This window comes from Streptomyces sp. NPDC101191 (assembly GCF_044767915.1).
Classification (GTDB): Bacteria; Actinomycetota; Actinomycetes; order Streptomycetales; family Streptomycetaceae; genus Streptomyces.
In genome coordinates this window covers 414,228-438,268 of sequence record NZ_JBIWOU010000006.1, presented here as the reverse complement: position 1 = coordinate 438,268, position 24,041 = coordinate 414,228, and the positions used below count along the sequence as shown (strand labels likewise).

Below are 24,041 nucleotides of genomic sequence, written 5' to 3'. Positions count from 1 at the left end.
AGCCTATCCGGATCCCGTGAGGATGGTCGGCGGGTGTTCGGGATCCGGAACGGTGTGGCTCCAGCCGCCCGGCACGGTCCTGCCCTGCTGCTCACGGAAGCGGACGGGGGCGGTGCCGACCCGGCGGGTGAACAGCCGGGAGAAGTAGGCGGGGTCGTCGTAGCCGACGCGGCGGGCGACGGCGGCGACGGGCAGGTCGGTGGCGGCGAGGAGTTCCTTGGCGCGGCCGAGGCGCACGGTGAGCAGGTAGTCCTTGGGGCTGCAGCCGGCGGTGCGGCGGACGGCGGTGCGCAGCTCGGCGGGGGTCATGCCGTGCCGGGCGGCGTGTTCGGCGACGGACAGGCGGCGGAAGGCGTCGCGGGCGAGTGCGGCGAGGACGGGGTCGCCGTCGGCGTTGGTGTCGGCGCGGGCGCGGCGCAGGGCGACGAGGAGTTCGTGGACGGCGGCCCCGGTCTCGACCTCCAGGAGGGGGTTGCCGGGGCGGGCGGCGCGGGCGATGCGGGCGATGACGGCGCGGGCGGGGGCGGCGTCGGCGAGGGGGACGACGGGCCGGTCGGGTTCGATGTAGCCGAGTTCGGTGTAGGTGGCGGTGGCGGGTCCGGTGAAGTCGACGAAGGACTCGTCCCAGCCGCTGCCGGGGTCGGCGGAGTAGTGGTGCGGGGTGCCGGGGGTGAGCCAGATCAGCGCGGGTGCGGTGACGGTGGTGCGGCGTCCGTCGGTGCCCAGGTACCAGCCGCTGCCGGAGCTGACGAGGACGGCGACGTGGTGGTCGAGGGTGCGCGGGCCGACGGTGGGCAGGGCGCCGTGCTGGAGTCCCACGCCGAGGCAGACCAGGCCGAGGCGGTGGTGGGCGGGGCCGGGCGTGAAGTAGCGCATCCAGGTGTGGTACACGGCGCGACCGCCTTCCTGACCTCGGTCCGAACGTCCAAACTGCGACGATCTTTGTCCATGGACCGGTCCGCCGCCAGAGGGCGAAGGTGAGGCGCATGAGCGAGTTCAGCCAGTTCGTGGTGGGTGACGAGGACTTCCTTCTCGACGGGCGGCCGGTGCGGCTGCTGTCGGGGGCGCTGCACTACTTCCGGGTGCACGAGGAGCAGTGGGAGCACCGGCTCGGGATGCTGCGGGCGATGGGTCTCAACTGTGTCGAGACGTACGTGCCGTGGAACCTGTACGAGCCGGAGCCGGGCCGGTACGGGGACGTGGCGGAGCTCGGGCGCTTCCTGGACGCGGTGGCGCGGGCCGGTCTGTGGGCGATCGTGCGCCCTGGTCCGTACATCTGCGCCGAGTGGGAGAACGGCGGGCTGCCGCACTGGCTGACGGGGCGGCTCGGGCGGCGGGTGCGGACGGACGACGCCGAGTACCTGGTGCACGTGGACCGCTGGTTCCGTCACCTGCTGCCGCAGGTGGCGGAGCGGCAGATCGGGCGGGGCGGTCCGGTGCTGATGGTGCAGGTGGAGAACGAGTACGGCAGCTACGGCACGGACGCCGGGTATCTGCGGCACATGGCGGATCTGCTGGTGGCGTGCGGGGTGGAGGTGCCGCTGTTCACCTCGGACGGCCCGGAGGACCACATGCTGACCGGTGGTTCGGTGCCGGGGGTGCTGGCGACGGTGAACTTCGGCTCGGGGGCGCGGGAGGCGTTCGCGACGCTGCGGCGGCACCGGGCGGCGGGGCCGCTGATGTGCATGGAGTTCTGGTGCGGGTGGTTCGACCACTGGGGCAGGGACCATGTGGGGCGGGACGCGGCGGACGCGGCGGCGGCGCTGCGGGAGATCCTGGAGTGCGGGGCGTCGGTCAACGTCTACATGGCGCACGGCGGGACGAGCTTCGGGGGGTGGGCGGGCGCGAACCGGGCCGGCCGGCTGCACGGGGGCGTGCTGCGGCCGACGGTGACCTCGTACGACTACGACGCGCCGGTCGACGAGGCGGGGTTGCCGACGGAGAAGTTCTGGCTCTTCCGTGAGGTGCTCGCCGGGTACACGGACGGGCCGCTGCCCGGGGTGCCGGAGGCGCCGGCGCGGATCGGGGCGCCGGCGGCGGGCACGGTGCCGGAGTGGGCGCCGCTGGCGGAGGTCCTGGGGGTGCTCGGGGACGAGGAGTCGGACACGCCGCTGCCGCCGACGTTCGAGGAACTCGGTGTGGACCGGGGGCTGGTCCGCTACCGGGTGGAGGTGCCGGGGCCGCGGCAGCCGTATCCGCTGGCGGTGTCGGGGTTGCGGGACCGCGCGACGGTGTACGTGGACGGGGTCCTCGCGGGGGTGCTGGACACGGAGGAGGCGGAGCTGCCGGAGCCGGTGGCGGGGCCCGCGGTGGTCGAGCTGTGGGTGGAGTCCCTGGGGCGGGTGAACTACGGGCCGCGGCTGGCCGAGCCGAAGGGGGTCACGGGCGGGGTGCGACACGAGCGCCAGTATCTGCACGGGGTGCGGGCGCGGGGTCTGCGGCTGGACGCCTTCGAGGCGGCGGCGGTGGCGAAGGTGCCGTGGGGTGCCGTGCCGGCGGACGCCGGGCCGGGGCTCCACCGGGGTGCGGTGGTGGTCGCGTCGCCGGGTGACGCCGCCCTGCGGCTGCCGGGCTGGACGCGCGGCTTCGTGTGGGTCAACGGCTTCTGCCTGGGGCGCTACTGGAACGCGGGCCCGCAGGAGTCGCTGTTCGTGCCGGGCCCGGTGCTGCGGGAGGGCGTGAACGAGGTGTGGGTCCTGGAGCTGGCGGGCGGGCCGGGGGACGCGGTCGAGCTCGCGTGAACGGGGTGCCCGGGGCCGGCCGGCCCCGGGCGCCCCGTGGCGCTTCCGCCGCTAGAGCGTGGCGGCCGCGGCCTTGATCGCGGAGGCGAAGGTCGAGACCTCGGTGTAGACGCCGGGGTAGCCGGCCCGGGCGCAGCCCTCGCCCCAGCTCACGATGCCGACCTGGATCCAGGCGTTGGTGTTGTCCTTGCGGAACATCGGGCCGCCGGAGTCGCCCTGGCAGGTGTCGACGCCGCCCTCGTTGAAGCCGGCACAGATCTCCTCGCCGGGGACGAGGGAGCTGCCGTAGGCGGACTGGCAGTCGGCGTCGGAGACGAAGGGGACGGTCGCCTTGCGCAGGTACCGCTGCTGGCCGCCGCCCTCGCGGGTGGCGCCCCAGCCGGAGACGGTGAAGGTGCCGTTGTTGTAGGCGGTGGTCTCGGCGATCTTCAGGTTCGGCAGGCTGGTGATGGGGGAGGCGAGCTTGATGAGGGCCCAGTCCTTGCCCTGCCCGTTGTAGCCGGGGGCCTGGTAGACCTTGGTGGACCTGACCTTGATGGCGCTGCTCGACTGGAGGTCCACGACGCCGGCGGTGGCGGTGATGGAGGTGTTGTTGCCGGAGCCGCTCACGCAGTGCGCGGCGGTGAGGACGACCTGAGGGGTGATCAGGGAGCCGCCACAGCCCATGGAGAGCCGGACCATCCAGGGGAACTCGCCCTGGGCGGCGCGGGTGCCGCCGACGACCGGTGCGGGCGCGGCGGAGGCGGTGGTGGGCTGGAGGCTGACGGCCGCGAGGACGACGGCACCGGCGGCGGCGAGTTTCTGCAGGGCACGGACGAGTCTGTTCTTCTGCATGCGACTGCCTTCTTTCATGGGGGGTTGATCTTGATGGCATGTGCCCGTCAAGACGTGTCCGGAGTATGGACAACGCCCAACCGGGGTCACAAGGAGGCCTTTTCGGCCAGATGGGGGACGTCCTGGGAGTGGCGAGGGACCGCCCGTACCCTGGGCGGCAGGGGGTGGTCCGGCGTGCCGTACGTGTCGCACAGCGATGAAGTCTCCCGGGTGGTCCACGGGTTCCCGCACCTCGACACGGTCCGGGCCTCGATCGCCGCGCTCTACCGGCGACTCTCCCCGGACGGCGTACGGCGCTACGGGACCAGCGTCACGGCAGCGGACGTGCTGGTCGACGACGCCGACGGGCTCCACCTCGGCGCCCAGCGGGCGGCCCGCGCCCTCGTCCGGCACCTGCGGCTGCCGGACGCCCGCATGGTGGTGGGCTTCCGGGCGATGGAGCACGCGGCCGGCGTCGAACTGACCGCGGGCCCGGAGTACTTCGTCGAGCTCAACGACCGCTTCCGCACCCACCGGCGCGACATCGGCGCCGCCCTCGCGCACGAGATCACCCACGTGCTGCTGCACCGCCTCGGCCTCTCCTTCCCGGCGACGGCCGAGAACGAGATCCTCACCGACGTCGTCACCACCTACCTCGGCGCCGGCTGGCTCCTCCTCGACGCCTTCCGGCAGGACGGCGTCTCCAGCCAGAAGCTCGGCTATCTGACGCCGGAGGAGTTCGGCTACGTCCTGGCCAAACGCGCCGAGGTGTTCGGCGAGGACCCGTCACCGTGGTTCACCAGCGCGGTGGCGTACGAGGCCTGGGTACGCGGCCGGGCCGAGGCCGCGCGCGACTGGCGCCGGCCGCCGCTGGCCGGTGCCGGCTGGGCCGCCCGCCGACGGGCCCGCGCCACCGGCGACGGCGTCTTCCCCTGCCCGGTCTGCGGACAGCGGCTGCGGGTGGCACCGGAGCGGCGCCTGAAGGCACGGTGCGGGGTCTGCGAGACGGTCCTGGAGTGCGCGCCGTAGCACCTCGCCCACCGCACCCACGGTGCATCCGTGCGCTATGCATTTGCGCCGTTCGGGTGGTTCGGGTGAGGGTCGGCGCATGAGCATGCTGTTCGACGCGCTGGTGGCAGGGGACGACGACGGGGTGGTCCGGGCCCTGCGGGAGGGGACCGACCCGGAGGCCCGGGAGGACGGGGAGACCGCGCTGTACCGGGCGGCCGTCGCGAACCGTCCGGTGGCGGTCCGGCTGCTGCTCGCGGCCGGCGCGGACCCGGCCCGGACGAGCGGCGAGGACGACGGAGACCTGCCGCTGTGCGGGGCCGCGTGCGGCGGCCACACCGAGGTCGTCCGGGCCCTGCTCGCGGCCGGCGCCGAGCCGGACCAGGAGGAGGCGTACGGCTTCACCGCCCTGGCCTGGGCGGTGCGGCTCGGCCACACCGGGGTGGCGCGGGCGCTGCTGGAGGCGGGCGCCTCGCCCGGCCGCCCCGGCCCCGACGGGCTCGCGCCGCTCGTCGCCGCCGCCCGGCGCGGCTCGGCCTCCCTCGTCCGGGTGCTGCTCGACCACGGCGCGGACCACCGGGAGGAGGCGCTCGACGAGGCCCGGCGGTGGATCGGCGCCGACATGGCGGGCGTGCTGCGGCGCGGGCTCGTCGAGAGCGGCGGCACCGCGGAGACGTACGAGGCGGTGGTCCGGCGCGTCCCGGAGGACGGCGGCGTCACCGTGGTCGTCGAGCTGTTGCGCGAGGACGGCGCCCCGACCCGCGGCGACGAACGCCAGACCGGCCACGCCGCGATCGCCACGCTCCTGGAGCGCGCCCTCGGGATCCGGGTCCCGCCGGAGGAACTGGCCGGGCGCGCGCTGCGCTGCGGCGACCCCGAGCAGGACGACTGGACCACGGCCGTCGCGGCGCTCGCGGACCGCGCCGACGAGCACACCTTCGTCACCGCCGCCGCCTGGTGCGCCGACCGGGACCCGCTGCGCCGCGCCCTCGGCGCCCGCGTCCTGGGCGCCCTCACCGACTGGACGGGAAGCGCGGTGCCGGTCCTGCGCCGCCTGGCGGCCGAGTGCGCCACGGACGGGCCGGCGCGGCAGGACGCCCCCGAGCCCGCGCTGTCCGTCGCGATCGCGCTCGGGCGGTGCGGGGACGCGGGCGCCGTGGGCGAGTTGCTCGGCCTGGCCGGGCATCCCGCGGCCGAGGTGCGGCAGCAGGTGGCCGCGGCCCTCGCCGGTCTCGTGCCGGCCGGGCACCCGCAGGCCGCCCGGGTGCTCGTGACACTGAGCCGGGACGCCGAGGCGCGGGTCCGCGACTGGGCGGCCCTCGCCCTCGGCGAGCTGCCCGACGACACCCCACTGGTGCGCGAGGCCCTGGCCGCCCGGCTCGCCGACCCCGATCCGGAGACGGCGGCCGAGGCGGCGCGCGGCCTGGCGATCCGTCAGGACCCCCGCGCCGTCGAGGCCCTGGCCCGCATCCTGGCGGACAGCGCCCCCGACGACCCCGCCCGCGAGACGGCCCTGGCCGCCCTGGAGCACCTCCGGGACCCCCGGGTCAGGACCCGGCTGGAGTGGACGACACCACGGTGCCGCCAGGTCGCGTCCGGAGAGTAGCGCTGTCCGCCCGGAGGGCGGGGCTCGCGGCGCCTGGCGCGTGCGATCGCACGGCGGAGGGTCGCTCTCGTACCGGGCGTACTCGGGGATCCGGGATGCCCGGTCGGCGACGGGGAAGAGGGGCCGTTCGCCCGGCGGGCACACCGGCGGCGCGGCGAGCGTGCGTGCGAGGCGCCCGCGAGCCGGGCGGGACCTACGGACGCGGCCCGGCGCCGGCCATCGCGCCGACCGCGGCCCACGCGGCGGCCGTCGCCGGGCCGATCGGCGCGCCGGGGCCCGGACAGGGCGCCGCCTCGTTCGCGTACCGCTCCCCCGCCGCGTTCACGATCACCGTCCCCGGGATGCCGCGGTCGGCGACGAGGAGGAAGGGCTGTCCGCCCGGCAGGCACACCGGCGGCGCGCCCCCACCCGGTCCAAGCAGGTCGGTGGCCGTGCCGAGCCGCGGTTCAGCGACTGGATGCGGAGCGCCGGTCGAAGACGTTCCGCCAGACCGTCATGTCCGCGGTCACGAAGTCGCTCGACGATGCCGGCAGGTACGTCGACTTCACCTGGACCACGAGCAGCGCGATGTCCCCGGAGGGGTGGCGGACGCAGAGCCGGCTGCCGGCCGCCATCGCGGCCATCGGCCAACTGTGCTCCGTGGCGCTCCGGAGCATCAGCCGGCACATGTCGAGGCCGTTCCCCTCCTGGCCGAAGAGCTGCACCATCACACTGCTGTCGCTCTCCAACTCGCACCTGCCCGGGTCGCACACCAGCCGCAGGTCCCCCCTGCGGTCCGTGCGGCGCTCCCCGTCCCGGATGCCCACCGAGCTCTTCTCGTCGAGGAAGACACCGTTGTACGGCTCGGGGGTCGGCTGCGCCGACGGACCGCCCGAGGCGGACGCGGTGGAGCCGGAGGCCGGGTTCCCGGTGCCCGGACCGGAAGAGGCGGCCCCCGCCGAGCCGCTCGGGTCCGCCGAGCGGCTCGCCCCCGTCGACGGGCCCTGCGCCGCGCGGTCGGCGAGCCGGCCGAAGGCGTCCCCGAGCAGCATGACCACACCGGTCAGCACCAGCGCCCCGGCCGTCACGGCCGCGGTCGTGACCAGCGCGGTGCGCCTCCTGCGCGCGCGGCGCCCCTCGTCGTCCCCGGCCCCGCCGGCGGACACCGGGGCCGCGGCGTCCGGCGGATACGGCCAGGTGCCCAGCGGCGGCACGTGCAGCGGGGTGGGCTCGGCCACCGGCGGCGGGATCTCCGGGTCGGGCCCCTTGACCTCCCGCCAGGCGGCCGGTCCGACGCCCGCTTCGAGGTCAGCGCCGAGCAGCCGGCGGCACCGGTCCACGACCTCGGCGGCGGTGATGCGGTCCGCCGGATCGGCGGCCAGGCACCGGGCGATCAGCGGGCGCAACTGTTCCGGCAGCTGCGACAGATCGGGGTCCGAGTGGACGATCCGGTACAGCACGCTGACCCCGGGGCCGTCCCCGTACAGCGGCCGGCCGAGGGCCGCGAACGCCGCCGTCTGGCCCAGCGCGAAGATGTCGGTGGCCTGGGTGACCTCGGCCGCGGAAGCCTGTTCGGGTGCCATGAACGACGGCGTGCCGACGGCGGCGCCGGTGGCGGTGTGCGAGGAGACGCCGGAGGCGAGCGAGATGCCGAAGTCGATCACCCGGGGGCCGTCGGCGGCGAGGAGCACGTTCGCGGGCTTCAGGTCCCGGTGCACCACGCCCACCCCGTGAATGGCCTGCAGCGCCTCGGCCACGCCGGCCAGCAGCCACAGCACGGCCGGGACCGGCAGCGGTCCGCTCCGGGCGACGGCCTCCGCGAGGGAGGGCCCGGGCACGTACAGGGTGGCCAGCCAGGGCGGTGCGCCCTGCGCGTCGCCGCCGATCAACTCGGCGGTGTACGCGCCGCGGACACGCCGGGCGGCTTCCATCTCGCGGCGGAAGCGCCGCCGGAAGTCCGGGTCGTCGGCCAGCTCGGGCCGTACGACCTTGATGGCCACCGGCCGCCCGCCCCGGGTGTGCGACAGGTAGACCCGGCCCATGCCGCCCGCGCCCAGCCGTGCGGCAAGGCGGTAGTCGCCCACCTGGACCGGATCGTCCGCCTGCAGTGGCTGGAACACCTCGGTCACGCTCTTCATCCGCCCCGTCCCCCCGATCCTCCGGCCGACCGGCGCGCCGACCAGGGCAGCAGCCTAGGCGAGCCGACCTGACCGCTCGACAGACGGGTTGACCAGGAGGGGCGTCGGGACGGTCCGGCTCGCCGCCGGTCGCGGGGCCGGCCGGCACGGGGCCGACCGGCACGGGGCGGACGCCGTCGCCCCCGGTCGCGGGCGGGCCCGCGTCGCGCGCGCCGCCGAACTCGCCCGGCACCCGGGGCCCGCCGCGACCGGCCGAGGTCGGCCGACGTTGCACCCCGGGGCTACGGCCGTCCGGGCTTACGCCCCGTACACCGGCTGGGGCGGCTCCGATTCCGCGAGGAGCTTCAGGGCCGTCTCCCCCGCCTCGGCCGGGGTCCAGCGGGCGCCCTTGTCGGCCGTGGGGCCGGGGCGCCAGCCCTCCATGACGGTGAGCCGGCCGCCCTCCGTCTCGAAGACCCGGCCGGTCACGCCGGCGGAGGCGGCCGAGCCCAGCCAGACCACCAGCGGGGAGACGTCCTCCGGGAGTGCGGCCAGCCCCGCGAAGGCCTGCTCGGTCATCCGGGTCCTGGCGGCCGGGGCGATGGCGTTGACCTGCACGCCGTAGCGGCCCATCTCGGCCGCCGCGACGAGGGTCAGGCCGACGATCCCGGCCTTGGCCGCCGCGTAGTTGCCCTGGCCCACGCTGCCGAGGAGGCCCGCGCCCGAGGTCGTGTTGACGACCCGGGCGGTCACCGGGCGGCCCGCCTTGGCCTCGGCGCGCCAGTGCGCGGCGGCGTGCCGGAGCGGCAGGAAGTGGCCCTTCACGTGCACGCGCATGACGGCGTCGAAGTCGTCCTCGCCGAGGTTGACGAGCATGCGGTCGCGCAGGAAGCCCGCGTTGTTGACGAGGGTGTCGAGCCGCCCGAAGGCGTCGAGGGCGGTCCGCACGAGGGAGGCCGCGCCCTCCTCGGTGGCGATGTCGCCGCCGTGGGCGACGGCGGCGCCACCGGCCGCCCGGATCTCGTCGACGACCTGGGCCGCCGGGCTGTCGGGGCCGGGCCGCCCGTCGAGGCCGACGCCGAGGTCGTTGACGACGACCTTGGCGCCCTCGGCGGCGAAGGCCAGCGCGTGGGCGCGGCCGAGGCCGCGGCCGGCGCCGGTCACGACGGCCACTCGTTCGTCGCACAGTCCCATGTCGGCTCTCCTCAGCTTTCCTTGTTGGCGGTTGCGGCGTCCAGGAAGGCGGGGCGTTCCCCGCCGCCGTGGACCAGGAGCGAGGCTCCGGAGACGTAGCCCGCCCGGTCGGAGGCGAGGAAGACCGCGGCCTCGCCGACGTCGGACGGTTCGGCGAGCCGGCCGAGGGGCACGGTGCGGCCGACGGCGGCGAGGCCCTCGGCGTCGCCGTAGTGCAGGTGGGACAGCTCGGTCCTGACCATGCCGAGGACCAGGGTGTTGACCCGGACCTCGGGTGCCCACTCGACGGCCATGGAGCGGGCCAGGTTCTCCAGGCCGGCCTTGGCGGCGCCGTAGGCGGCGGTGCCCGGCGAGGGGCGGGTGCCGCCGACGCTGCCGATCATGACGACCGAGCCGCGGGTCGCGCGCAGCCGCTCGTACGCGGCGAGCGAGGCGGTCAGCGGGGCCGTGAGGTTCAGCTCGACGACCCGCGCGTGCCGTTCGGCCGCGGCGGCGCCGCCCTCGCCCAGCAGGCGGTACGGCGTGCCGCCCGCGTTGTTGACGAGCGTGTCGAGCCTCCCGTGGCGCTCGGCGACCCGGTCGAAGAACGCGCTCACCTCCTCGGATCTGCGCAGGTCGACCGCTTCGAAGACGGCCTCGCGGCCCGCGGCGGCGACCGGTTCGTCGGGCGGTCTGCGGGCGCAGACCACGACCTGGGCCCCGGCCCGCAGAAAGGCCCGGGCGATGCCCGCGCCGACCCCGCGGGTTCCGCCGGTGACGACGGCGACCCTCCCGTCCAGCTCCATCGGCTGCTACCTTCCTCCCAGCGTCACCTAACAAACGTTTGGTGGAAAGGTAGCTGATCCGCTCATGGGTGTCTCCACCTCCCGCCCCGACAAGGGCGTCGCACTGGTCACCGTCGACTTCCCACCCGTCAACGCCCTTCCCGTGCGGGGCTGGTACGACCTGGCCGACGCGGTCCGTACCGCCGGGCGCGATCCCGAGGTCCGCTGTGTCGTCCTCGCCGCCGAGGGCCGCGGCTTCAACGCGGGCGTCGACATCAAGGAACTCCAGCGCGACCCCGGCCACGGCTCGCTCATCGGCGTCAACCACGGCTGCGCGGAAGCCTTCGCGGCGGTCTACGACTGCGAGGTGCCGGTGGTCGCCGCGGTCGGCGGCTTCTGCCTGGGCGGGGGGATCGGACTGGTCGGCAACGCCGACGCGATCGTCGCCGCCGAGGACGCCGTCTTCGGCCTGCCCGAACTCGACCGGGGCGCGCTCGGCGCCGCGACCCACCTCGCCCGGCTGGTCCCCCAGCATCTGATGCGCGCGCTCTACTTCACCTCGCGCACCGCCACCGCCCACGAACTGCACGCCCACGGCTCGGTGTGGAAGGTGGTCCCGCGCGAGGAACTGCGCGCCGCCGCCCTGGAGCTCGCGGGCGAGATCGCGGCCAAGGACGGCACCCTCATCCGGCTCGCCAAGGCGGCCATCAACGGCATCGACCCGGTCGACGTGCGGCGCAGCTACCGCTTCGAGCAGGGCTTCACCTTCGAGGCCAACCTCAGCGGGGTCGCCGACCGGGTCCGCGACACCTTCGGCGCCTCCGGGGCCGCCGGGAAGGAGCGGCAGGCATGACCGACAAGACCATGACCCCCGAGGACGTGGTGGGCCGGCTCCGCTCCGGCATGACGATCGGGATCGGCGGCTGGGGCTCCCGGCGCAAGCCGATGGCCCTGGTCAGAGCGCTGCTCCGGGCCAAGATCACCGATCTCACGGTGATCTCCTACGGCGGCCCCGACGTCGGCCTGCTCGCCGCCGCCGGCCGGATCCGCCGGCTCGTCGCGCCCTTCGCCACCCTGGACTCGATCCCGCTCGAACCGCACTTCCGGGCCGCCCGCGAGCGCGGCGCCTTCCGGCTCACGGAGCTCGACGAGGCGATGTTCATGTGGGGCCTGCACGCCGCCGCCAACCGGCTGCCCTTCCTGCCCGTGCGGGCCGGCCTCGGCTCCGACGTCATGCGGGTCAATCCGGAACTGCGCACGGTGACCTCGCCGTACGCGGACGGCGAGGAGTTCGTCGCCGTGCCCGCCCTGCGCATGGACGCCGCCCTCGTCCACCTCAACCGCGCCGACCGGCTCGGCAACGGCCAGTACCTCGGCCCCGACCCGTACTTCGACGACCTGTTCTGCGAGGCCGCCGACACCGCGTACGTGTCCTGCGAGCAGGTGGTCGACGCCTTCGGCCCGGACACCGTCCCGCAGACCCTCCTCGTCTCCCGCCACAGCGTCACCGGCGTCGTCGAGACGCCGAACGGGGCGCACTTCACCTCCTGCGTCCCCGACCACGACCGCGACGAGCCCTTCCAGAAGCTCTACGCGACCACCCCCTGGCCGGAGTTCGCCGCACGCTTCCTGTCCGGCAAGAGCGAGGACGACTACCAGGCCGCCGTACGGGCCTGGCACGACGAGCGGACGGAGGAGCAGAAGTGACCACCGACGTGATCACCCGAGCCGAGTACTGCGTGGTCGCCTGCGCCGAGGCGTGGCGGGACAACGGCGAGGTCCTGGCCAGCCCGATGGGCCTGATCCCCGCCTTCGGCGCCCGTCTCGCCAAGCGCACCTTCTCCCCCGACCTGCTGCTCACGGACGGCGAGGCGCTACTCGTCGGCCTCGACGGGCGGCCCGAGGGCTGGCTGCCGTACCGCAGGCACCTGACCATGGTCACCGGCGGCAAGCGGCACGTGATGATGGGGGCCGGCCAGATCGACCGGTACGGCAACCAGAACATCTCCTGCATCGGCGACTGGGAACGGCCCGCCCGCCAGCTCCTCGGGGTCCGTGGCGCCCCCGTGAACACCCTGAACAACCCGGTCAGTTACTGGATCCCCAAGCACTCGCCGCGGGTCTTCGTCGAGCGGGTCGACATGATCAGCGGGGTGGGCTACGACCACGCCGTCGGCCCGTACCACCGACTCCCCCGGGTGGTGACCGACCTCGCCGTCCTCGACTTCGCGACCCCCGACCGGACGATGCGCCTGGCGTCCGTACACCCGGGCGTCACCGTCGAGGACGTGCGGGCCGCCACCGGCTTCCCGCTCGTGACCGACGGCGAGGTGCCCACCACCCGGGAGCCCACCGCCGGGGAACTGCGGCTGATCCGGGAGGTCCTCGACCCGCGGCGGCTGCGCGACCGCGAGGTCAGGGCGTGACGGAGACCCCGGTGACCCGGCCCCCCGTCCTGGAGACCGCGCTCACGAGGCTCGTCGGCGTCGCGCACCCGATCGTGCAGACCGGCATGGGCTGGGTGGCCGGGCCCCGGCTCGTCTCGGCCACCGCGAACGCCGGCGCGCTCGGCGTCCTCGCCTCCGCCACGATGACCGTCGACGAGCTGCGGTCCGCCGTCCGCGAGGTCAAGTCCCGCACCGACCGCCCCTTCGGGGTGAACCTCCGGGCCGACGCGGGCGACGCCCGCGAGCGGGTGCGGATCATCGTCGACGAGGGCGTCAGGGTCGCCTCGTTCGCCCTCGCGCCCTCCCGCGAGCTGATCGCCGAGCTCAAGGACGCCGGTGTCGTCGTCATCCCGTCCATCGGGGCGCGCCGGCATGCCGAGAAGGTCGCCGCCTGGGGCGCCGACGCGGTGGTCGTGCAGGGCGGCGAGGGCGGCGGGCACACCGGCGAGGTGGCGACCACCGTGCTCCTGCCGCAGGTGGTCGACGCGGTCGACATCCCGGTGATCGCGGCCGGCGGCTTCCACGACGGGCGCGGCCTGGTCGCCGCGCTGTCCTACGGGGCGGCGGGCATCGCGATGGGCACCCGCTTCCTGCTCACCTCCGACTCGACCGTCCCCGACGCCGTCAAGGCGAAGTACCTGGCGGCCACGGTCAGGGACGTCACCGTCACGACCGCCGTCGACGGCCTGCCGCACCGGATGCTGCGCACCGAGATGGTCGCCGCGCTGGAGCGGGCGGGACGGGTCAGGGGGCTGGCACAGGCCGTGCGCCGGGCCGCCGGCTTCCGCAGGCTCTCCGGCCTGTCCTGGGCGGCGATGGTCCGCGACGGTCTGGCGATGCGCCACGGAAAGGACCTGTCCTGGAGTCAGGTCCTGCTCGCCGCCAACACCCCGATGCTCCTGAAGGCTTCCATGGTCGAGGGCCGCACCGACCTCGGCGTCATGGCCTCCGGACAGGTCGCGGGGGTGATCGAGGACCTGCCCAGCTGCGGGGAACTCGTCACCCGGATCATGTCGGAGGCCGCGCACGTGCTCCGTACCCTTCCATCCACGTAGGGAGTCAGCCATGTCTCTGTCGAGACGCGCACTGCTGAGCACCGCCGGTGCCACCGCTCTGCTGGCGGTCGCCGCCCCACCCGTCCTGGCCCGGCCGCGCGTCCCCGCGGCGGACGTCCCCCGGCCGGTCCCGCTCCAGGGCGCGGTCAACGTCCGCGACCTGGGCGGATATCCCACGTACGACGGGGCTCGGGTCCGCCACGGCCTGGTCTACCGGGGCGACCACCTGGGCAAGCTGACCGACGCCGACCTGGCGACGCTGGGCGGGCTGGGCCTCGCCCGCGCGATCGACTTCCGGATCCCGCTGGAGGTGGGGTCCGACGGCGCGGACCGGCTGCCGGCCGGGGTCGTGGCCGTGTCCCGCGCCGTCACCGACAACGGTCTGTACGGGCGGCTGCTGGCCGCGATCGGCTCGCGCGACCCGGTCCGGCAGGAGGAGATGCTGGGCGGCGGCCGGGCCGCGGCGTTCATGACCGAGGTGTACCGCACCTTCGTCACCAGCGCGGCCAACCGGCAGCAGTTCGGCAGCACCCTGCGCGAGCTCGCCGCCCCCGGCGCCGGCCGGACGCTCTTCCACTGCACCTCGGGCAAGGACCGTACGGGCTGGGCGAGCTGGCTGCTGCTCACCCTCGTCGGTGTGCCGGAGCGCTCCGCCACCGAGGACTACCTGGCCTCCAACACCTTCCGGGCCGCGTACGACGCCCGGGTGCGGGAGGGCCTGCGGCAGGGCGGGCTCATGCAGAACCCGGATCTGATCATCCCGTTCCAGGAGGTGCGCCAGGAGTACCTGGACGCGGCCCTCGCGGAGGTCCGCGCCGGCTACGGCAGCCTCTACCGCTACGTCACCGACGGCCTGGGCCTGGACCTGCGCACCCTGGCGGGCCTGCGGGAGCGGCTCGTCGGCTGACGTCCCCCGTACGCGGGAACGGCCCGCGCCCCTTCCGGGGTGCGGGCCGCGCTCGTGTCCGTACAGGGGGAGGTACGAGCGGGAGGTACGAGCGGGAGGTGCGAGCGGGAGGTGCGAGCGGGCGGTACGAGCGGGCGGTACGAGCGGGGCTACAGCCGCTCGATGATCGTCACGTTCGCCTGACCGCCGCCCTCGCACATCGTCTGCAGCCCGTAGCGGCCGCCGGTGCGCTCCAGTTCGTGCAGGAGGGTCGTCATCAGTTTCACGCCGGTCGCGCCGAGCGGGTGGCCGAGGGCGATCGCGCCGCCGTTGACGTTGACGCGCTCCGGATCGGCGCCGGTCTCCTTGAGCCAGGCCAGCACGACCGGGGCGAAGGCCTCGTTGATCTCGACCAGGTCGATGTCGTCGATGGTCATCCCGGTCTTCTTCAGGGCGTGCGCGGTCGCCGGTATCGGCGCCGACAGCATGCGGATCGGGTCCTCGCCGCGCACCGACAGGTGGTGGATGCGGGCCCGCGGGGTGAGCCCGTGCTCGCGTACGGCCCGCTCGCTCGCGATCAGCATCGCCGCGGCGCCGTCGGAGACCTGGGAGGAGCAGGCGGCGGTGATGGTGCCGCCCTCGACGACGGGCGCGAGTCCGGCCATCCGCTCCAGGCTGGTGTCACGGCGCGGACCCTCGTCGACGGTGACGTCGCCGTAGGGGACGGTCTCGCGCGCGAAGCGGCCCTCGTCGATGGCGTGGAGCGCCCGCAGATGCGAGCGGAGGGCGAACTCCTCCTGGTCGCGCCGGGTGATGCCCCACTTGGCGGCGATGAGCTCGGCGCCGTGGAACTGGTTGACCGGCGCGTCCCCGTAGCGGGCCCGCCAGCCCTCCGACCCGGCGTACGGGCCCTGGGTCAGGCCGAGGGGTTCGGCGGCCTGCCGCGAGGCGAAGGCGATCGGGATCATGGTCATGTTCTGGGTGCCGCCGGCGACGACCAGGTCCTGGGTGCCGGAGAGCACGCCCTGGGCGGCGAAGTGGACGGCCTGCTGGGAGGAGCCGCACTGGCGGTCGACGGTGACGCCGGGGACCTCCTCGGGCAGTCCGGCCGCGAGCCAGCAGGTGCGGGCGATGTCGCCGGCCTGCGGTCCGACGGTGTCGAGGCAGCCGAAGACGACGTCCTCGACGGCGGCGGGGTCGACGCCGGTCCGCTCCACGAGCGCCTTCAGGACGTGGGCGCCGAGGTCCGCCGGATGGACGGCGCCGAGTCCGCCCCTGCGGCGGCCCACCGGGGTGCGGACCGCTTCGACGATGTAGGCCTCGGCCATGACGACTCCTCCTGGATGTCCGCGCGATGTCCGCGCGAGGGGCTATGCGGCGCGTACGGCGATCCCGTCGAGCACCATCGACAGGTACTGGCGGGCGATCTCCTCGGGGCTGTGCTGTCCGCCGGGGCGGTACCAGGACGCGGCGACCCAGACGGTGTCGCGCACGAACCGGTAGGTGAGCCGGATGTCGAGGTCGGCGCGGAAGGCGCCGGACCCGACTCCGCGCTCCAGGGTGCCGAGCCAGGCCTTCTCGAACTTGACCTGCGAATCGGCGAGGTAGTGGAAGCGGGGCTGGTCGACGAGGTGACGGGCCTCCTTCTGGTAGATCGCGACGGCGGCGCGGTGCCGGTCGATCTCCCGGAAGGACTCGGTGACGAGGGCCTCGATGGTCTCGCGGGGGCCGAGCCCGGCGGCGAGCACGGCGTCGTAGCCGTCCCAGAGCTCGTCGAGGAAGGTGGAGAGGATCTCGTCGAGCATCGATTCCTTGGAATCGAAGTGGTAGTAGAGGCTGCCCGCGAGCATGCCGGCCTCGTCCGCGATCTTGCGGACGGTGGTGGCGTTGTACCCCTGCGCGGCGAACACCTCGGCCGCCGTGTCGAGGAGTTCCCTGCGCCGCTCGGGCGAGGCGGTCACCTGCGTCTTCTTCTTGGTCGTTGGCACGCTTCCATTCTGGTCCTAGGGATGGCGGCTGCTGACGGAGACCGTCTCCCCGGTCATGTACGAGGAGTAGCCGCTGGCCAGGAAGACGATGACGTTGGCGATCTCCCAGGGCTCGGCGTACCGCCCGAAGGCCTCGCGCGCGGTCAGCTCCTCCAGGAGTTCGGCGGAGGTGACCTTGACGAGGTGGGGGTGCATGGCGAGGGAGGGGGCGACGGCGTTGACGCGGACGCCGTAGGCGGCGGCCTCGACCGCGGCGCAGCGGGTGAGGGCCATGACCCCGGCCTTGGCGGCGGCGTAGTGGGCCTGTCCGGCCTGGGCGCGCCAGCCGACGACGGAGGCGTTGTTGACGACGACCCCCTGGGTCCCGCTGTCACGGAAGTGGCGCAGGGCGGCGCGGGTGCAGCGGAAGGTGCCGTTGAGGGTGACGTCGAGGACGCGGGTCCACTGCTCGTCGGTCATGTCGGCGAGTTCGGCGGTGCCGCCGAGTCCGGCGTTGTTCACCAGGATGTCGAGGCCGCCGTGGAGCCGTACGGCGGTGTCGTGGAGTGCCTGGACCTGGCTCTCGTCGGTGACGTCGCAGGGCTGGGAGGAGATCCGGTCGGTGCCGAACTCGGCGGCGAGCGCCTGCTCGGTCTCCTTGAGCCGGCGGGTGTGGGTGTCGCTGACCAGGACCCTGGCCCCCTCCTCCAGGAGCCGGCGGGCGGTGGCGCCGCCGATGCCGGCGCCCGCGGCGGCGGTGACGACGGCGGTGCGGCCGGCGAGCAGGCCGTGCCCGGGCACGTAGTCGGGAGCGGGCGTCGGGCTCATGCGCGGGGCTCCTTCGGGAGGCCGAGCACCCGCTCGGCGATGATGTTCCGCTGGATCTCGCTCGATCCGGCGTAGATGGTGTCGGCGCGCGAGAAGAGGAACAGGCGCTGCCAGTCGTCGAGTTCGTACGGTTCTCCGGCGGCGAGGGTCCCGGCGGCGCCGCGGATGTCCATGGCGAGTTCGCCCAGGTCGCGGTGCCAGTGGGACCAGGAGAGCTTGGCCATGGAGGGTTCGGCGCCGGACAGGGCGTTGGCGCGCAGGGTGCGCAGGCCGGTCCAGGCGCGGACGAGCCGGTCGCGGATCAGGGGGTCGTCGGCGGCGCCGTTGGTCCGGGCGAGCTCGACGAGGGCCTCCAGTTCGCGGCGGAAGCCGACCTGCTGGCCGAGGGTGGAGACGCCGCGTTCGTAGCCGAGGGTGGCCATCGCGATGCGCCAGCCGTCGCCGGGGGCGCCGACGACGTGGCCGACGGGGGTGCGGGCGCCGTCGAAGAAGACCTCGTTGAACTCGCTGGTGCCGGTGAGCTGCACGATGGGGCGGATCTCGACGCCGGGCTGGTCGAGCGGGACGAGGAGGTACGAGAGTCCGGCGTGCGGGCGGGCGCCGGGCGCGCGGGGCTCGGTGCGGGCGATGACGAAGCACCACTGGGACTCGTGGGCGAGGGAGGTCCAGGTCTTCTGGCCGTGCAGGACCCACTCGTCGCCGTCGCGGACGGCGCGGGTGCGGACGGCGGCCAGGTCGGATCCGGCCTCGGGTTCGCTGTAGCCCTGGCACCACAGCTCCTCGACGGCGCGGACCGCGGGCAGGAAGCGGGCCTTCTGCTCCTCGGTGCCGTGGTCGATGAGGGTGGGGCCGAGGAGCTGTTCGCCGATGTGGTTGACACGGGCGGGGGCGTCGGCGAGGGCGTACTCCTCGTGGAAGGCGATCTGCTCTTCGAGGCTCGCCCCGCGCCCGCCGTACTCCTTCGGCCAGCCGACGCAGGTCCAGCCGTGGGCGGCCATGTGGCGTTCCCAGGCGAGCCGTTCGGCGAACGCCTCGTGCTCGCGGCCGGGGCCGCCCAGGCCCTTCAACCCGGCGAACTCGCCGTCGAGCCGGGCCCTGAGCCAGTCGCGTATCTCGGTGCGGAACTCCTCGACGCTGCTCATGGCTGCACGGTAACCTACCAAACACTTGTTAGGGAAGGATGAGACGTTGTCCGACGATCCCGTGAGCTCTCGACGTCGTTTCGAGCAGGGGAACCCCCTCGGCGGGACGGACGTCACGGCGATGAAGGAGGCGATGCGCTGATGGACCTGTCCCGTTCGGCAGCCGAGGAGGAGTTCCGGGCCGAGGCCCGCGCCTGGCTGCGCAGCCACGTCCCGACCGCACCGCTGCCGTCCCTGGAGACCGAGGAGGGCTTCGCCGCCCACCGCGCCTGGGAGGCCGAACTCGCCTCCGGCCGCTGGTCGGTGGTCTCCTGGCCCGAGGCGTACGGCGGCCGCGGCGCCGACATCTTCCGCTGGCTGGCCTTCGAGGAGGAGTACTACGCGGCGGGAGCGCCCGGCCGGGTCTCGCAGAACGGCATCAACCTGCTCGCGCCCACGCTCTTCGACCACGCCACCGAGGAGCAGCGGGCCCGCGTCCTGCCGTCCATGGCGACCGGCGAGACGATCTGGGCGCAGGCCTGGTCCGAGCCGGAGGCCGGCTCCGACCTCGCCTCGCTCACCTCCCGGGCGGTGCGCACCGAGGGCGGCTGGCTGTTGTCCGGGCAGAAGACCTGGTCCTCGCGGGCGGCCTTCGCCGACCGGGCCTTCGGCATCTTCCGCACCGACCCGGCGCCGGCGGCGGAGGGGCGTCCGCACCGGGGCCTGACGTATCTGATGTTCGACCTCCGGGCGCCCGGCGTGACCGTACGGCCCATCGGGCGGCTCGACGGGAAGCCGGCCTTCGCCGAGCTTTTCCTGGACGGGGTGTTCGTGCCCGACGAGGACGTCATCGGCGAACCGGGACAGGGCTGGCGGATCGCCATGTCCACCACCGGCAACGAGCGCGGACTCACCCTCCGCTCCCCAGGTCGTTTCCTGGCCGCCGCGGACCGTCTCGTCCGGCGGTGGCGGGAGCACGGCGACCCGTCGGACACGGCGCTGCGCGACCGGGTGGCGGACGCGGTGATCGGCGCGCGGGCCTACCAGCTGTTCACGGCGGCGGGCGCCTCGCGCTTCGCGGCCGGTGAGGGGGCGGTCGGGGCCGAGTCCAGCCTCAACAAGGTGTTCTGGTCGACGTACGACATCGCCCTGCACGAGACGGCGCTCGACCTCCTCGGCGCGGACGGCGAGCTGGCGGACACCGAGTGGGCGGAGGGGCATGTCTTCTCGCTCGCCGGGCCGATCTACGCGGGCACCAACGAGATCCAGCGCGACATCATCGCCGAGCGCCTGCTCGGCCTGCCGAAGGGCCGCCGCTGATGCGCTTCCTGCCGACCGCCGAACAACGCGACTTCGCGCGCTCCCTGGACGCGATGCTGACGGCCGCCCGCCCGCCGGCGGCGATCCGGGCCTGGGCCGCGGGCGACCCCGGGCCCGGACGCGCCCTGTGGGCCCGGCTCGGGGAGGCGGGGATGTTCGCCCTCGCGGCGCCCGAGGCGTTCGAGGGCGTGGGTCCGCTCCCCGTCGAGCTCGCCCACGCGGTGCTGGAGTCGGGCCGCCACGCGGTCCCGGGCCCCCTGGTGGAGACGGTCGCGGTGACGGCCCTGCTCGCGGAGCTCGCCGATCGGGGCGAGACCGCCCCGGCCAAACGCTTCCTGCCGGGCCTGGCGGCGGGCACGACGGTGGCGACCCTCGCCCTGGCCGACGCCTCGCCGTACGCCCTGGACGCCGACGCCGCCGACCTCGTGTTCGCCGTCGAGGGCGAGGAGCTGCGCCTCGCGCCCGGGCACGGGGAGGTACGCGTGTCCGCCGACCCGGTACGCCGGCTGGCGCGCCCGGCGCCGGGCGGGGAGCTCCTGGCCGCCGGCCCCGCGGTGACCGCCGCCGCACGGACGGCCCGGCGGTGGGCCCTGCTCGCGACGGCCGCGCAGGCACTCGGCGTGGGCCTGGCGCTCCTCGACCGGACGGTGGCGTACGCCGGACAGCGCACGCAGTTCGGCACGCCGATCGGCTCCTTCCAGGCGGTCAAGCACCGTCTGGCCGACACCCTGATCGGCCTGGAGTTCGCCCGTCCCCTGCTCTTCGGGGCGGCCGTCACGTTCACGGAGGCCGACCTCGCCGCCGCCAAGGTCACCGCGGGCGAGGCGGCCCACGCGGCGGCCGCCACCGCCCTGCAGGTCCACGGCGCCGTCGGCTACACCGAGGAACTGGACCTCTCCCTGTGGCTCCGCAAGGCCCGCCCGCTGCGCGACGCCTGGGGCGGTCCCTCCTGGTGCCGGGCACGCGTTCTGACGGGCCGCCAGGAACCGGGCGGGCCGGATGGGCATCCTCAGGGGTGACCTGTTCCCGACGAAGGGCTCTTCGTGCCCCACTCCTCCCTCGGTACGCGCCGCGCCGCCCGGACGGCGGCCGTCGCGCTGGCCCTCGCCGCCGTCGGCGCGACGCAGTCCGGGACCGCCTCGGCGGCCTCGTGGACGACCCGCCTCTCGCCGGAATGCCGCCGGTACGTGCCCCAGTTCAACGCGGCCGCTTCCGCCTACGGTGTCCCGGCCCCGCTGCTCGCCGTCCTCGCGAAGAAGGAGTCCGGCTGCGACCCCTCGGCGGTCAGCCGGGTCGGGGCTCGCGGACTCTTCCAGATGCTTCCTGCCTCGGGCGCGGACCTGCGCACCCCGGCGACGCAGACCACGTCGGCGGCCAAGAGCCTCGCGTCCATCAAGCGGCAGGTGGGCTCCCGGCTCGACCACCAGCTCGCGGCGTGGAACGCGGGCGTCGGGGCGGTCAAGAGGTACCACGGGGTCCCGCCGTTCAGGGAGACACGGGATTTCGTCGCATCGGCGACCGCGGACTACCGGCGCCTGGTCGGTTAGCCGCGGTCCTCGCGGGGCGGGCTCTCGTCGTTGCCGCGCCGGATCGTGCGCACCGGCCGGCCCGGGGCCCAGACCCGGAAGACGACCTCCTCGCCCTCCACCGTGGTCCGCACGACCTCGGTCAGCTCGACCCGGAAGAGGTGGAAGGGCTGCGGCGCGCCGGCCTCCTTCGCGTACCAGGAGACCGTCCCCGGGTCGGTGACCTCGACGGCCCGGCCCGAGACCCGGACGTCGCCGCCTCCCATGGAGGTGCCCTCGCCGGGGTTGGCGAGCAGCGAGAAGCGGGGGTCGCGGCGGACGTCGCGGGCCTTCAGCGAGTTCGGCATCATGCCGAGCCACAGCTCGCCGGCCCGGAAGTCCGCCTCGATGCCGCTGAGCCGCGGTGAGCCGTCCTTGCGCAGGGTGGCGAGGGCGTGGTGGGTGTACTGCCCGAAGCGCTCGCGCACGGTGCCGGCGAGCTCGGGTTCGGCGGCCTCGAAGGCGGCCCAGGCGGTGGTTCCGGTGTCTCCCATGGTTCCAGGAGACACCGGATACCCGACAACCTCCGTCCGGATTACTCCGTGCGCTCGGCCGTGCTGCGCTCGACGCAGAACTCGTTGCCCTCCGGATCGGCGAGCACCACCCAGCCCGTGCCGTCCGGCCGGCGCCGGTCGTCGACGAGGGAGGCACCGAGCGCGAGCACCCGCTCGACCTCCTCGTCGCGCGTGCGGTCCTGCGGCTGCAGGTCGAGGTGGACGCGGTTCTTCACCGACTTCTTCTCCGGGACCTGGATGAAGAGCAGGCCCGCGCCCGCCGACTCGACCAGGGCCTCGGGGTCGCCGGGCCGGTCGTCGTCGGAGACCTTGGAGTCCAGGACCTGGGCCCAGAAGCCGGCCAGGGCGTAGGCGTCGGAACAGTCGATCGTGATGTGGCGCACAAGAGAAGTCATGCCGTCACTATCGCCCGCCGCGAACGCCCCTGACCATCCCTTTCCCGGCGAGCGGTCGACGGCCCGGAAGGTGCGGTCCGAGCGGGTCAGCCGCGGACGATGCCCTGGGCCCGGGCCGCGGCGAGCCAGGCGGGGAAGTCGGCCACGAGCCGGTCGTACAGCTCCGCGTCCCCGACCCGCCGCGGGTCCTGCCCGGCGTGGAAGAAGCCGCAGTTGTCGACCGGCCGCTTCGCCGGTACCGCCAGCTCGTCCAGCCGGCGCAGGAACTCGAACTGCCGGCTGCCCGGGTCGCCGAAGCCGACGAACTGCCAGAAGATCGGCAGCCGGGCCGCCTTGCAGACGTAGCGCTCGGCCGCGAGCTTGTTGACCGGCCCGCCGTCGGTCTGGAAGACCACCAGGGCGGGCGCGTTCGTCCCGCTGTCGAGGTAGTGGTCGATGACCGCGTCCATGGCCAGGTGGTAGCTGGTCTTGCCCATGTGCCCGAGCCCGGCGACGATCCGGTCGATCCGCCCCTCGTGCGCGCCGAGCACGATGTCGGTCTCGGCGTCCACGTCCGTGGAGAAGAAGACGACCGGCACCCTGCCGTCGTCGTCGAGCTGCGCCGAGAGCCCGAGCACCCGGTCGGCCAGGGCCTGGACGGTGCCGTTCGCGTAGTACGGCTTCATCGAGCCCGAGTAGTCGACGACGAGGTACACGGCGACGCGCTGCCCGTCGATCCCGCGCCGCCGGAGCGAATCCCCGGCCGTCTTGTAGAGGTCGACCAGCCCGGGCGCGGACTCCTCGACCTTGCGCAGACTCAGGGCCACGGGCGCCCCCTCCCTCATCGCGTACCGGCTGCCGAGGGTACGGGAAGGCCGACTCCGGCGGCGATACGGCTCCGGCACACGGACGGCGCCCCCAGCGGCCGCGCCGTGGCGCGAGCGGCTGGGCCGGGTCGTGCCGCGGCGGGCACCGGCCCGGCGGATCGGAGACCTTGGGCGTGGCCGTGACGTCGTGGACGGCGGTGATCACGCCGTCGCGCTCGGCCGGGTCGGCGCGCCCTGACCGCGATACGGCCCGGGGCCGGCCCGCTGCTCTCCCTCCGTCGCGGCTACGGCCGCTTGTCGTCGGGGGCCTCGGCGTCACGGCGCCGCCCGGCCTCCAGCTCCTCGATGTCGGCCAGCATCGCGTCGGCCAGGTCGCGCTCGGAGGCGTAGTACCGCTCGGCCCACTTGAGGGTGAGCGAGGGGTAGGCCCAGGCCTCGTCCGCCCGGGCGCCCTCGATGTCCGCCCCTGCGCGCAGCCGCATGCCCTCGGCGTGCTCCCGGTGACCGGCCAGGATCTCCCGCATCTGCTCGGGTTCGAGGAGATGGCCGAGCCAGAGCCGCAGCATCGGCCCGTGCTTGAGGACGGGCGGGTCGAGGGGCGCGGTGCGGGCCCAGGTCCGCACGGCGGCCATGCCCTCGTCGGTGATGCGGTAGACCCGCTTGTCCCGGGTGCCGACCTCGGGCGCGACCAGGCGCGAGGTCGCGTAGCCGGCCTTCTCCAGGCGCCTGAGTTCGCTGTAGATCTGGCTGAACGACGGGCTCCAGTAGAAGAACCGCAGCGACCGGTCCGACCACTTCTTCAGGTCGTAGCCGGACAGCTCCCGCCCGAAGGAGAGCAGCCCGAGCACCGCCCAGCCGGTCGCCGGGAGACCGGGCGGTTCCGCGCGTTCGCCTGTCCTGTCGTCTGCCACGGG

The 24,041-nt window shown here is 74.5% G+C and carries 25 protein-coding genes; 11 read left to right on the top strand and 14 right to left on the bottom strand.

Going from position 1 to position 24,041, the window contains the following annotated elements; translation table 11 throughout:
- Nucleotides 1-3: 3 nt before the first annotated feature.
- Nucleotides 4-891 carry a helix-turn-helix domain-containing protein gene (locus ACIRQF_RS25040; RefSeq protein WP_376629542.1) on the bottom strand — a complete coding sequence of 296 codons (888 nt, stop codon included), beginning with the start codon at nucleotides 889-891 and terminating at the stop codon, nucleotides 4-6.
- A 95-nt stretch (nucleotides 892-986) separates the two neighbouring features.
- On the opposite strand from ACIRQF_RS25040, the gene ACIRQF_RS25035 reads away from it, so the two are divergent.
- Entirely contained in the window at nucleotides 987-2,741 is a 1,755-nt protein-coding gene (locus ACIRQF_RS25035; RefSeq protein ID WP_404095167.1) for a beta-galactosidase family protein, read from the top strand.
- A gap of 51 nt (nucleotides 2,742-2,792) precedes the next feature.
- Here the strand turns inward: ACIRQF_RS25035 and ACIRQF_RS25030 are convergent, their stop codons facing one another.
- Nucleotides 2,793-3,575, bottom strand: a complete 783-nt coding sequence (locus ACIRQF_RS25030) for a trypsin-like serine protease (protein WP_376629538.1) — start codon at nucleotides 3,573-3,575, stop codon at nucleotides 2,793-2,795.
- 183 nt (nucleotides 3,576-3,758) lie between these two features.
- Between ACIRQF_RS25030 and ACIRQF_RS25025 the strand changes: the two genes are divergently transcribed.
- Nucleotides 3,759-4,583, top strand: a complete 825-nt coding sequence (locus ACIRQF_RS25025; RefSeq protein WP_404095484.1) for a hypothetical protein — start codon at nucleotides 3,759-3,761, stop codon at nucleotides 4,581-4,583.
- 79 nt (nucleotides 4,584-4,662) lie between these two features.
- A complete protein-coding gene (locus ACIRQF_RS25020) occupies nucleotides 4,663-6,168 on the top strand; it encodes an ankyrin repeat domain-containing protein (protein ID WP_404095163.1) in 1,506 nt (501 codons plus the stop codon).
- A gap of 193 nt (nucleotides 6,169-6,361) precedes the next feature.
- Here the strand turns inward: ACIRQF_RS25020 and ACIRQF_RS25015 are convergent, their stop codons facing one another.
- The 4 genes from ACIRQF_RS25015 to ACIRQF_RS25000 form a co-directional block, all read right to left on the bottom strand.
- Nucleotides 6,362-6,559 carry a hypothetical protein gene (locus ACIRQF_RS25015; RefSeq protein WP_404095160.1) on the bottom strand — a complete coding sequence of 66 codons (198 nt, stop codon included), beginning with the start codon at nucleotides 6,557-6,559 and terminating at the stop codon, nucleotides 6,362-6,364.
- Between the two features lie 55 nt (nucleotides 6,560-6,614).
- Nucleotides 6,615-8,285, bottom strand: coding sequence for a serine/threonine-protein kinase (locus tag ACIRQF_RS25010; protein ID WP_404095157.1), 1,671 nt, complete (start codon nucleotides 8,283-8,285; stop codon nucleotides 6,615-6,617).
- A gap of 297 nt (nucleotides 8,286-8,582) precedes the next feature.
- Nucleotides 8,583-9,458: an SDR family oxidoreductase gene (locus ACIRQF_RS25005; RefSeq protein ID WP_382483048.1), complete on the bottom strand. Its 876-nt coding sequence runs from the start codon at nucleotides 9,456-9,458 to the stop codon at nucleotides 8,583-8,585.
- An 11-nt stretch (nucleotides 9,459-9,469) separates the two neighbouring features.
- Entirely contained in the window at nucleotides 9,470-10,243 is a 774-nt protein-coding gene (locus ACIRQF_RS25000; protein WP_404095154.1) for an SDR family oxidoreductase, read from the bottom strand.
- A 64-nt stretch (nucleotides 10,244-10,307) separates the two neighbouring features.
- Here ACIRQF_RS25000 and ACIRQF_RS24995 point away from each other — a divergent pair, with 64 nt between their 5' ends.
- Genes ACIRQF_RS24995 through ACIRQF_RS24975 form a run of 5 tightly spaced genes read left to right on the top strand, consistent with a single transcriptional unit; the run spans nucleotide 10,308 to nucleotide 14,631 of the window.
- The gene (locus ACIRQF_RS24995) at nucleotides 10,308-11,075 is read left to right on the top strand and encodes an enoyl-CoA hydratase family protein (RefSeq protein ID WP_376629526.1); all 768 of its coding nucleotides are present in this window, start codon (nucleotides 10,308-10,310) and stop codon (nucleotides 11,073-11,075) included.
- A complete protein-coding gene (locus ACIRQF_RS24990) occupies nucleotides 11,072-11,929 on the top strand; it encodes a CoA transferase subunit A (protein ID WP_404095151.1) in 858 nt (285 codons plus the stop codon). Before ACIRQF_RS24995 ends, ACIRQF_RS24990 begins: the two co-directional genes overlap by 4 nt.
- 8 nt (nucleotides 11,930-11,937) lie before the next feature.
- The gene (locus ACIRQF_RS24985; protein WP_376629963.1) at nucleotides 11,938-12,648 is read left to right on the top strand and encodes a CoA-transferase subunit beta; all 711 of its coding nucleotides are present in this window, start codon (nucleotides 11,938-11,940) and stop codon (nucleotides 12,646-12,648) included.
- Nucleotides 12,649-12,677: 29 nt separating this feature from the next.
- Complete coding sequence (locus ACIRQF_RS24980; RefSeq protein ID WP_376629961.1) at nucleotides 12,678-13,724, top strand: NAD(P)H-dependent flavin oxidoreductase; 1,047 nt, start codon at nucleotides 12,678-12,680, stop codon at nucleotides 13,722-13,724.
- A 10-nt stretch (nucleotides 13,725-13,734) separates the two neighbouring features.
- Entirely contained in the window at nucleotides 13,735-14,631 is an 897-nt protein-coding gene (locus ACIRQF_RS24975) for a tyrosine-protein phosphatase (protein WP_376629522.1), read from the top strand.
- A gap of 149 nt (nucleotides 14,632-14,780) precedes the next feature.
- On the opposite strand, the gene ACIRQF_RS24970 is transcribed toward ACIRQF_RS24975, so the two are convergent.
- Genes ACIRQF_RS24970 through ACIRQF_RS24955 form a run of 4 tightly spaced genes read right to left on the bottom strand, consistent with a single transcriptional unit; the run spans nucleotide 14,781 to nucleotide 18,547 of the window.
- A complete protein-coding gene (locus tag ACIRQF_RS24970) occupies nucleotides 14,781-15,938 on the bottom strand; it encodes an acetyl-CoA C-acetyltransferase (protein ID WP_376629520.1) in 1,158 nt (385 codons plus the stop codon).
- Between the two features lie 42 nt (nucleotides 15,939-15,980).
- Nucleotides 15,981-16,598: a TetR/AcrR family transcriptional regulator gene (locus tag ACIRQF_RS24965; protein ID WP_404095146.1), complete on the bottom strand. Its 618-nt coding sequence runs from the start codon at nucleotides 16,596-16,598 to the stop codon at nucleotides 15,981-15,983.
- A gap of 15 nt (nucleotides 16,599-16,613) precedes the next feature.
- Complete coding sequence (locus tag ACIRQF_RS24960) at nucleotides 16,614-17,405, bottom strand: SDR family oxidoreductase (protein ID WP_404095143.1); 792 nt, start codon at nucleotides 17,403-17,405, stop codon at nucleotides 16,614-16,616.
- Nucleotides 17,402-18,547: an acyl-CoA dehydrogenase family protein gene (locus ACIRQF_RS24955; RefSeq protein WP_404095140.1), complete on the bottom strand. Its 1,146-nt coding sequence runs from the start codon at nucleotides 18,545-18,547 to the stop codon at nucleotides 17,402-17,404. Before ACIRQF_RS24955 ends, ACIRQF_RS24960 begins: the two co-directional genes overlap by 4 nt.
- 141 nt (nucleotides 18,548-18,688) lie before the next feature.
- Between ACIRQF_RS24955 and ACIRQF_RS24950 the strand changes: the two genes are divergently transcribed.
- The 3 genes from ACIRQF_RS24950 to ACIRQF_RS24940 are packed head-to-tail and all read left to right on the top strand — an operon-like array spanning nucleotide 18,689 to nucleotide 21,393.
- A complete protein-coding gene (locus ACIRQF_RS24950; RefSeq protein WP_404095137.1) occupies nucleotides 18,689-19,846 on the top strand; it encodes an acyl-CoA dehydrogenase family protein in 1,158 nt (385 codons plus the stop codon).
- The gene (locus ACIRQF_RS24945) at nucleotides 19,846-20,865 is read left to right on the top strand and encodes an acyl-CoA dehydrogenase family protein (protein ID WP_404095134.1); all 1,020 of its coding nucleotides are present in this window, start codon (nucleotides 19,846-19,848) and stop codon (nucleotides 20,863-20,865) included. The genes ACIRQF_RS24950 and ACIRQF_RS24945 overlap by 1 nt, the downstream gene beginning before the upstream one ends.
- A gap of 24 nt (nucleotides 20,866-20,889) precedes the next feature.
- Nucleotides 20,890-21,393: a lytic transglycosylase domain-containing protein gene (locus ACIRQF_RS24940; RefSeq protein ID WP_404095131.1), complete on the top strand. Its 504-nt coding sequence runs from the start codon at nucleotides 20,890-20,892 to the stop codon at nucleotides 21,391-21,393.
- Here ACIRQF_RS24940 and ACIRQF_RS24935 read toward each other — a convergent pair.
- The 4 genes from ACIRQF_RS24935 to ACIRQF_RS24920 all read right to left on the bottom strand — a co-directional run bounded on the left by ACIRQF_RS24935 (nucleotide 21,390) and on the right by ACIRQF_RS24920 (nucleotide 24,038).
- Nucleotides 21,390-21,905 (bottom strand): pyridoxamine 5'-phosphate oxidase family protein, encoded by a 516-nt coding sequence (locus ACIRQF_RS24935; protein WP_404095128.1) that lies wholly within the window; start codon nucleotides 21,903-21,905, stop codon nucleotides 21,390-21,392. The two genes, ACIRQF_RS24940 and ACIRQF_RS24935, sit on opposite strands and share 4 nt — an antisense overlap.
- A gap of 41 nt (nucleotides 21,906-21,946) precedes the next feature.
- Nucleotides 21,947-22,321, bottom strand: coding sequence for a VOC family protein (locus ACIRQF_RS24930; RefSeq protein ID WP_376629504.1), 375 nt, complete (start codon nucleotides 22,319-22,321; stop codon nucleotides 21,947-21,949).
- Nucleotides 22,322-22,407: 86 nt separating this feature from the next.
- The gene (locus ACIRQF_RS24925) at nucleotides 22,408-23,145 is read right to left on the bottom strand and encodes a VWA domain-containing protein (RefSeq protein WP_404095126.1); all 738 of its coding nucleotides are present in this window, start codon (nucleotides 23,143-23,145) and stop codon (nucleotides 22,408-22,410) included.
- A gap of 266 nt (nucleotides 23,146-23,411) precedes the next feature.
- Entirely contained in the window at nucleotides 23,412-24,038 is a 627-nt protein-coding gene (locus ACIRQF_RS24920; protein ID WP_376629500.1) for a PadR family transcriptional regulator, read from the bottom strand.
- Nucleotides 24,039-24,041 lie beyond the last annotated feature (3 nt).